Genomic DNA, 5,900 nt, shown 5'->3' on the forward strand with positions numbered 1-5,900 from the left:
TCGTGGAGGCGGTCGCCGAGCAGATCGCCGAGGTCGTCGCCAGCGGGGTGCAGGTCGCGGTGGTGATCGGCGGTGGGAACTTCTTCCGCGGGGCCGAACTGGAGGAGCGCGGCCTGGAACGCGCCCGCTCGGACTATATGGGCATGCTCGGTACTGTGATGAACAGCCTTGCGCTGCAAGACTTCCTGCAGAAGCAGGGCATCGACACCCGGGTGCAGACAGCGATAACCATGGGGCAGGTCGCCGAACCGTATCTGCCGCTGCGGGCCAAACGGCATCTGGAAAAGGGGCGCGTGGTGATCTTCGGCGCCGGTATGGGCATGCCGTACTTCTCCACCGACACCACGGCCGCGCAGCGCGCCCTGGAAATCGGTGCCGATGTGGTGCTGATGGCCAAGGCCGTGGACGGGGTGTTCAACGCCGACCCGCGCCTGGACCCCGCAGCCACCATGTACTCCGAGATCACCCATAAAGAGGTGATCGAACGCGATCTGAAGGTCGCCGACGCGACGGCGTTCAGTTTGTGTATGGACAACCAGATGCCGATCCTGGTGTTCAATTTGTTGACCAAGGGCAATATCGCCCGCGCGGTCGCCGGTGAGAAGATCGGCACATTGGTTCGTTCCTGACCCCGCGGATACGCGGATCATGACGATGACGACGCTGTGGAGGAAACGGTCGTGATTGAAGAAGCGCTCTTCGACGCCGAGGAGAAGATGGAGAAGGCCGTCTCGGTGGCGAGGGACGATCTCGGCACCATCCGCACCGGGCGCGCGAACCCAGGCATGTTCGCCAGGGTCGTCGTCGACTATTACGGTGCCCCGACGCCGATCACCCAAATGTCCAGTATCACCGTGCCGGAACCGCGCATGGTGGTGGTCAAACCCTACGAGCAGAGCCAGCTGGGCGCGATCGAGACCGCCATCCGCAACTCCGATCTGGGCGTCAACCCGACCAATAACGGCGATATCCTGCGGATCACGGTGCCGCAGCTCACCGAGGAGCGCCGCAGGGAACTGGTGAAGCAGGCCAAGGCCAAGGGGGAGGACGCCAAGGTCGCCATCCGGAACGTGCGCCGCAAGGCGATGGACGAACTGTCCCGTATCCAGAAGGACGGCGAAGCGGGCGAGGACGAGGTCGGGCGCGCCGAGAAAGAGCTCGACAAGACTACCGCCAAGTATGTCGGTCAGATCGATGAACTGGTCAAGAACAAGGAAGCCGAACTGCTCGAGGTCTGACGCCGAGCGCAGCGGCTTTCGGGCCGGACGAACGGAAACGATGAGTTGAGCGACGGGACAATCGTGGCCGAGAACACCGCCGCGACGGGCGCGGCCCGGCCTGGGCCGCCGGACGACGGCACCTACGAACCACCGGCTCGCGCGAGCGAGGTGACCGGTGCCGCTGCGGTGCCCACCGGAGCTGCGTCGGCAGCGTCATCCCGGTCGGCAGCGTCATCCGGGGCGGCCAAGTCCTCCAAGGCGGGGCGTAACCTACCGGCCGCGCTCGCGGTCGGGCTCGGTCTGGGTCTGTCGCTCATCGCCATCCTGCTGTTCGTGCCCACGGTGTTCATCGGTGTCGCGGGTGCGGCGATCGGTGTGGCCACGTGGGAGGTCGCCAAGCGGCTGCGTGAGGCCGATGTGCTGGTGCCGCGGATTCCGCTGATCGTCGGCGGTCAGGCAGTGTTCTGGCTGGGCTGGCCGTTCGGCGCGGGTGGGGTCGCGGGTGCGTTCGCGGCTACCACGCTGATCTGTATGGTGTGGCGGCTTTTCGACCACGGTTTGCGCACCGCCCCGCGTAATTTCTTGCGCGATACTGCGATCGCGGTGTTCACGCTGGCCTGGGTGCCGCTGCTGGCATCGTTCGCGGTGTTGTTGCTGTTGGAACCCGACGGCAACCTGCGAGTGCTGACCTTCATGATCCTGGTGGTCTGCTCCGATGTGGGCGGTTATGTGGCCGGGGTGCTGTTCGGCAAGCATCCGATGGTGCCGTCGATCAGCCCGAAGAAATCGTGGGAGGGTTTTGCCGGTTCGCTGGTGTTCGCGGTGATCGGCGGTCTGCTCACGGTGACGCTGCTACTGGACGCCAACTCGATGATCGGCGTGCTGCTCGGTGTCGGACTGGTGCTGGTCGCGACGGTGGGTGATCTGATCGAATCGCAGATCAAACGAGAATTGGGCATCAAGGATATGGGTACCATGCTGCCCGGCCACGGCGGCATCATGGACCGGTTGGATTCGATGCTGCCCTCGGCGTTCGTGTCGTGGCTGGTGCTGAGCACCCTGCTCTGACTGTTCAGCCGCGTTTGGCGGCGCGGCGCAATTGAATGATTCGCGCGCCGCCCACCAGCGCCATCACCAGCGCACCGGTGATCGCCGAGAGCAGCACGAGCACGCCGAGCGGGATCGCGAAGTTCCAGAACAGCAGCTGCATATCGGCCTTGTCGGGGTTCTGCAGAATGAAGATCAGCACCAGGATGCCCAGCAGCGCGGCGATCACCAGACCCGTCCAGGTGTAGCCGGTCTTGGATTTCGCCAGTTTCCTGCGGGGACGGCTGGCCACTTCGTCGTGGGGCCCGGCATGACCCGGCTTGTCCTGCGGAATCGCTCCCGGATCGTAGGGTTGCTCGGCAGGTGTGGACATAACCCGATGATTGCCGATAACTATCGATCATGCACGCATTTCACCGGGCCGGTCGGTGTTCTTCCGCCGCGCTCTGCCCGCACCGGTAGGTGATGTGGGCCTTGTGTGACGAGATGGGACACTGGAAGAACTATGACCGTCTCCCTGCCCCTCGTTTTCGACGCGCCGCGCCGCGGCCTACCGCCTCGCCACCTGGCCGACCTCGACGCCGATGGCCGCCGTGCGGCGATAGCCGAGCTGGGGCTGCCCGCCTTCCGTGCCGATCAGATCGCGCGCCAATACTACGGACGCCTGCAGGCCGACCCGGAGCAGATGACCGATCTGCCCGCTGGGGTGCGGCGGCAGGTGGCCGAGGCGCTGTTCCCGCCGTTGCTGACCCCGGTCCGGCATGTGGTGTGCGATGCCGGGGAAACCCGCAAGACGCTGTGGCGCGCCGGTGACGGCACCCTGTTGGAGAGCGTGCTGATGCGCTACCCCGATCGCGCCACGCTCTGTATCTCCAGCCAAGCCGGTTGCGGAATGGCGTGCCCGTTCTGCGCGACCGGTCAGGGCGGGTTGAACCGCAATTTGTCCACCGCCGAAATCGTCGACCAGGTGCGCGCCGCCGCGGCCGCATTGCGCGACGGTGAGGTCGCGGGCGGACCAGGCAGGCTGTCGAACATCGTGTTCATGGGGATGGGGGAGCCGCTGGCCAACTACAAGCGGGTGTTGGCGGCGGTGCGCCGGATCACCTCGCCTGCACCGGACGGCCTCGGGATCTCGCAGCGCAATGTGGTGGTCTCCACCGTTGGCCTGGCCCCCGCGATCCGGAAATTGGCCGACGAGGGCCTGTCGGTGACGCTGGCGGTGTCGCTGCACACCCCGGACGACGAACTGCGCGACACCCTGGTCCCGGTGAACAACCGCTGGCCGGTGGCCGAAGTGCTCGACGCCGCCCGCTATTACGCGGATTCCACCGGCAGGCGGGTATCGGTGGAGTACGCGTTGATCCGCGATATCAACGACCAGCCGTGGCGGGCGGATATGTTGGGCCGGAAACTGCACTCCGCGCTCGGCTCCCGGGTGCACGTGAATGTGATCCCGTTGAACCCGACTCCGGGCAGTAAATGGGACGCCAGCCCCAAACCGGTGGAACAGGAATTCGTGCGCCGGGTCAATGCCCAGGGCGTTCCGTGCACCGTGCGAGACACGCGTGGCCAGGAGATCGCCGCCGCCTGCGGGCAGCTCGCCGCCGAGAACTGAGGCGAGCACGGCGCCGCATCGATCCGGCGCCGGTTGCTGAGAGGGAAAGTCAGCGGGGCTTGCGGCGCAGCACGACGTCGCGGACGAGGATGAAGGCCATCAGCGCGGCGAAACCGACCAGGAAGATGTTCTCCACCTGACCCTGGTGGTTACCGATGATCATGGCCAGCAGAGCGAACACCACAAACCAGCCCGCGACCTGGAAGGTGCGCCGCGACTCGCCGCTCCATCCCCAGGCGGCCGACGGGACCTCGGCAGGGTCCACTGTGGTGACGGCGCGGTCACTGGTGGGTTCGAGTTCCTTGGCGGCCACGATCGCTCCTCAGCTCGAGAGTCTGCTTCTGCCGGACATCGTGGCATACGACTGTTCGTCGTAGCCAGCAGGGTCGGCGATTCGACACCGGATGGCGTAACAATGGGCGGGTGTCAGACATTGTCAGAGTCCTTCTGCTCGGCAGCACCGGTTCTATCGGGACCCAGGCGCTCGAAGTGATCGCTGCGAACCCGGACAGGTTCCAGATCGTCGGCCTCGCCGCCCGTGGTGGTAACACCGATCTGCTGGCCGCGCAGATGGCCGCGACCGGAACCCGCAATGTGGCGGTCGCCGATCCTGCCGCTGCTGCACGGCTCGAGCTGCCGCTCGGCGGCCCGGAAGCGGTGACCGAACTGGTGCGGCGCACCGAGGCCGATGTGGTGCTCAACGCGCTGGTCGGTTCGCTGGGGTTGGAGCCGACGCTGGCGACGCTGCAGTCGGGCACCCGGCTGGCGTTGGCCAACAAGGAATCTCTGGTCGCGGGCGGGTCGCTGGTCACCCGGGCTGCGGCACCGGGGCAGATCGTTCCGGTCGATTCGGAGCATTCGGCGCTGGCGCAATGTCTGCGTGGCGGGCGCGCCGATGAGGTGGACCGGCTGATCCTCACCGCGTCCGGCGGTCCGTTCCGTGGTTGGCGCACCGAGGAACTGCAGACCGTCGACCCTGCGGCGGCCAGTGCCCACCCCACTTGGTCGATGGGCCCGATGAACACGCTGAACTCGGCGTCGCTGGTGAACAAGGGACTGGAACTGATCGAAACGCACCTGTTGTTCGGCATCCCCTACGACCGCATCGATGTCACCGTGCACCCGCAGTCGATCGTGCATTCGATGGTCACTTTCACCGACGGGTCGACGCTGGCTCAGGCCAGCCCGCCCGATATGAAGCTGCCGATCGCGCTGGCGCTCGGCTGGCCGGACCGGGTTCCGGGGGCCGCGGCGGCCTGCTCCTTCACCACCGCAGCCACCTGGACCTTCGAGCCTGTCGACAACGAGGTTTTCCCGGCGGTGGAGCTGGCCAGGCAGGCGGGGACGGCAGGCGGTTGTGTGCCCGCGGTGTACAACGCCTCGAACGAGATCGCGGTCCAGGCTTTCCTCGACGGTGCGATCCGGTTCCCCGATATCGTGCGCACCGTCGGGGCCGCGGTGGCGGCTGCGGACGAATGGCGCGCCGAACCGACCAGCCTGGAAGAGGTGCTTGCTGCAGATGCGTGGGCCCGCGACTACGCTCGCACCCTGGTGCGAAGTCAGGACCTGGTCGCCGGGGCCGGTCCCGATGGTGGTTCGTGACCTTCGGTGAGCACCGCGTATCGGCAGGCATCCGGCGTCGGCGGTTACTGTGGACAGGTGCTCGCGGCCGATAGGACGCGTGCGTGCCGGTGTGACGACGAGCTGCGCAACGCAGGAGGGCTGTAGAGCAAATGATGTTCGCGTTGGGGTTCGTGCTGTTCGCTCTTGGCATCACTGTCTCGATCGCGCTGCACGAATGCGGGCATATGTGGGCGGCGCAGGCCACCGGCATGAAAGTGCGACGCTATTTCATCGGCTTCGGTCCCCGGATCTTCTCGTTCCGCCGCGGGGAAACCGAATACGGTCTCAAAGCGCTCCCGCTGGGTGGTTTCTGCGATATCGCAGGGATGACCGCGCTGGATGAGCTGGCACCGGAGGACCTGGACCGGGCGATGTACCGGCAGGCGACCTGGAAG

At 66.2% G+C, this 5,900-nt stretch carries 8 protein-coding genes; 6 read left to right on the forward strand and 2 right to left on the reverse strand.

The features are described from left to right. The 3 genes from pyrH to B0T44_RS25765 all read left to right on the forward strand — a co-directional run. On the forward strand, positions 1 to 629 hold a 629-nt coding region (pyrH, locus tag B0T44_RS25755; RefSeq protein ID WP_139795372.1), incomplete at its 5' end, for a UMP kinase. Between the two features lie 51 nt (positions 630 to 680). Beyond that, positions 681 to 1,238 carry a ribosome recycling factor gene (gene frr / locus B0T44_RS25760; RefSeq protein WP_077115950.1) on the forward strand — a complete coding sequence of 186 codons (558 nt, stop codon included), beginning with the start codon at positions 681 to 683 and terminating at the stop codon, positions 1,236 to 1,238. 168 nt (positions 1,239 to 1,406) lie between these two features. Beyond that, entirely contained in the window at positions 1,407 to 2,288 is an 882-nt protein-coding gene (locus B0T44_RS25765; RefSeq protein WP_077115951.1) for a phosphatidate cytidylyltransferase, read from the forward strand. A 4-nt stretch (positions 2,289 to 2,292) separates the two neighbouring features. On the opposite strand, the gene B0T44_RS25770 is transcribed toward B0T44_RS25765, so the two are convergent. Further along, positions 2,293 to 2,640 (reverse strand): LapA family protein, encoded by a 348-nt coding sequence (locus tag B0T44_RS25770; RefSeq protein ID WP_081512720.1) that lies wholly within the window; start codon positions 2,638 to 2,640, stop codon positions 2,293 to 2,295. A 132-nt stretch (positions 2,641 to 2,772) separates the two neighbouring features. Between B0T44_RS25770 and rlmN the strand changes: the two genes are divergently transcribed. Further along, positions 2,773 to 3,882 (forward strand): dual-specificity RNA methyltransferase RlmN, encoded by a 1,110-nt coding sequence (rlmN, locus tag B0T44_RS25775; RefSeq protein WP_077115889.1) that lies wholly within the window; start codon positions 2,773 to 2,775, stop codon positions 3,880 to 3,882. Between the two features lie 49 nt (positions 3,883 to 3,931). Here rlmN and B0T44_RS25780 read toward each other — a convergent pair whose 3' ends face one another. Continuing rightward, entirely contained in the window at positions 3,932 to 4,195 is a 264-nt protein-coding gene (locus B0T44_RS25780) for a DUF2631 domain-containing protein (RefSeq protein ID WP_077115890.1), read from the reverse strand. Between the two features lie 110 nt (positions 4,196 to 4,305). On the opposite strand from B0T44_RS25780, the gene dxr reads away from it, so the two are divergent. Next, a complete protein-coding gene (dxr, locus tag B0T44_RS25785; RefSeq protein WP_077115891.1) occupies positions 4,306 to 5,484 on the forward strand; it encodes a 1-deoxy-D-xylulose-5-phosphate reductoisomerase in 1,179 nt (392 codons plus the stop codon). A 131-nt stretch (positions 5,485 to 5,615) separates the two neighbouring features. Further along, a partial coding sequence (locus B0T44_RS25790; protein ID WP_139795373.1) for a site-2 protease family protein occupies positions 5,616 to 5,900 on the forward strand: 285 nt, incomplete at its 3' end.

The sequence above is a fragment of the Nocardia donostiensis genome, assembly GCF_002081715.1.
GTDB classification, from domain to species: domain Bacteria; phylum Actinomycetota; class Actinomycetes; order Mycobacteriales; family Mycobacteriaceae; genus Nocardia; species Nocardia donostiensis.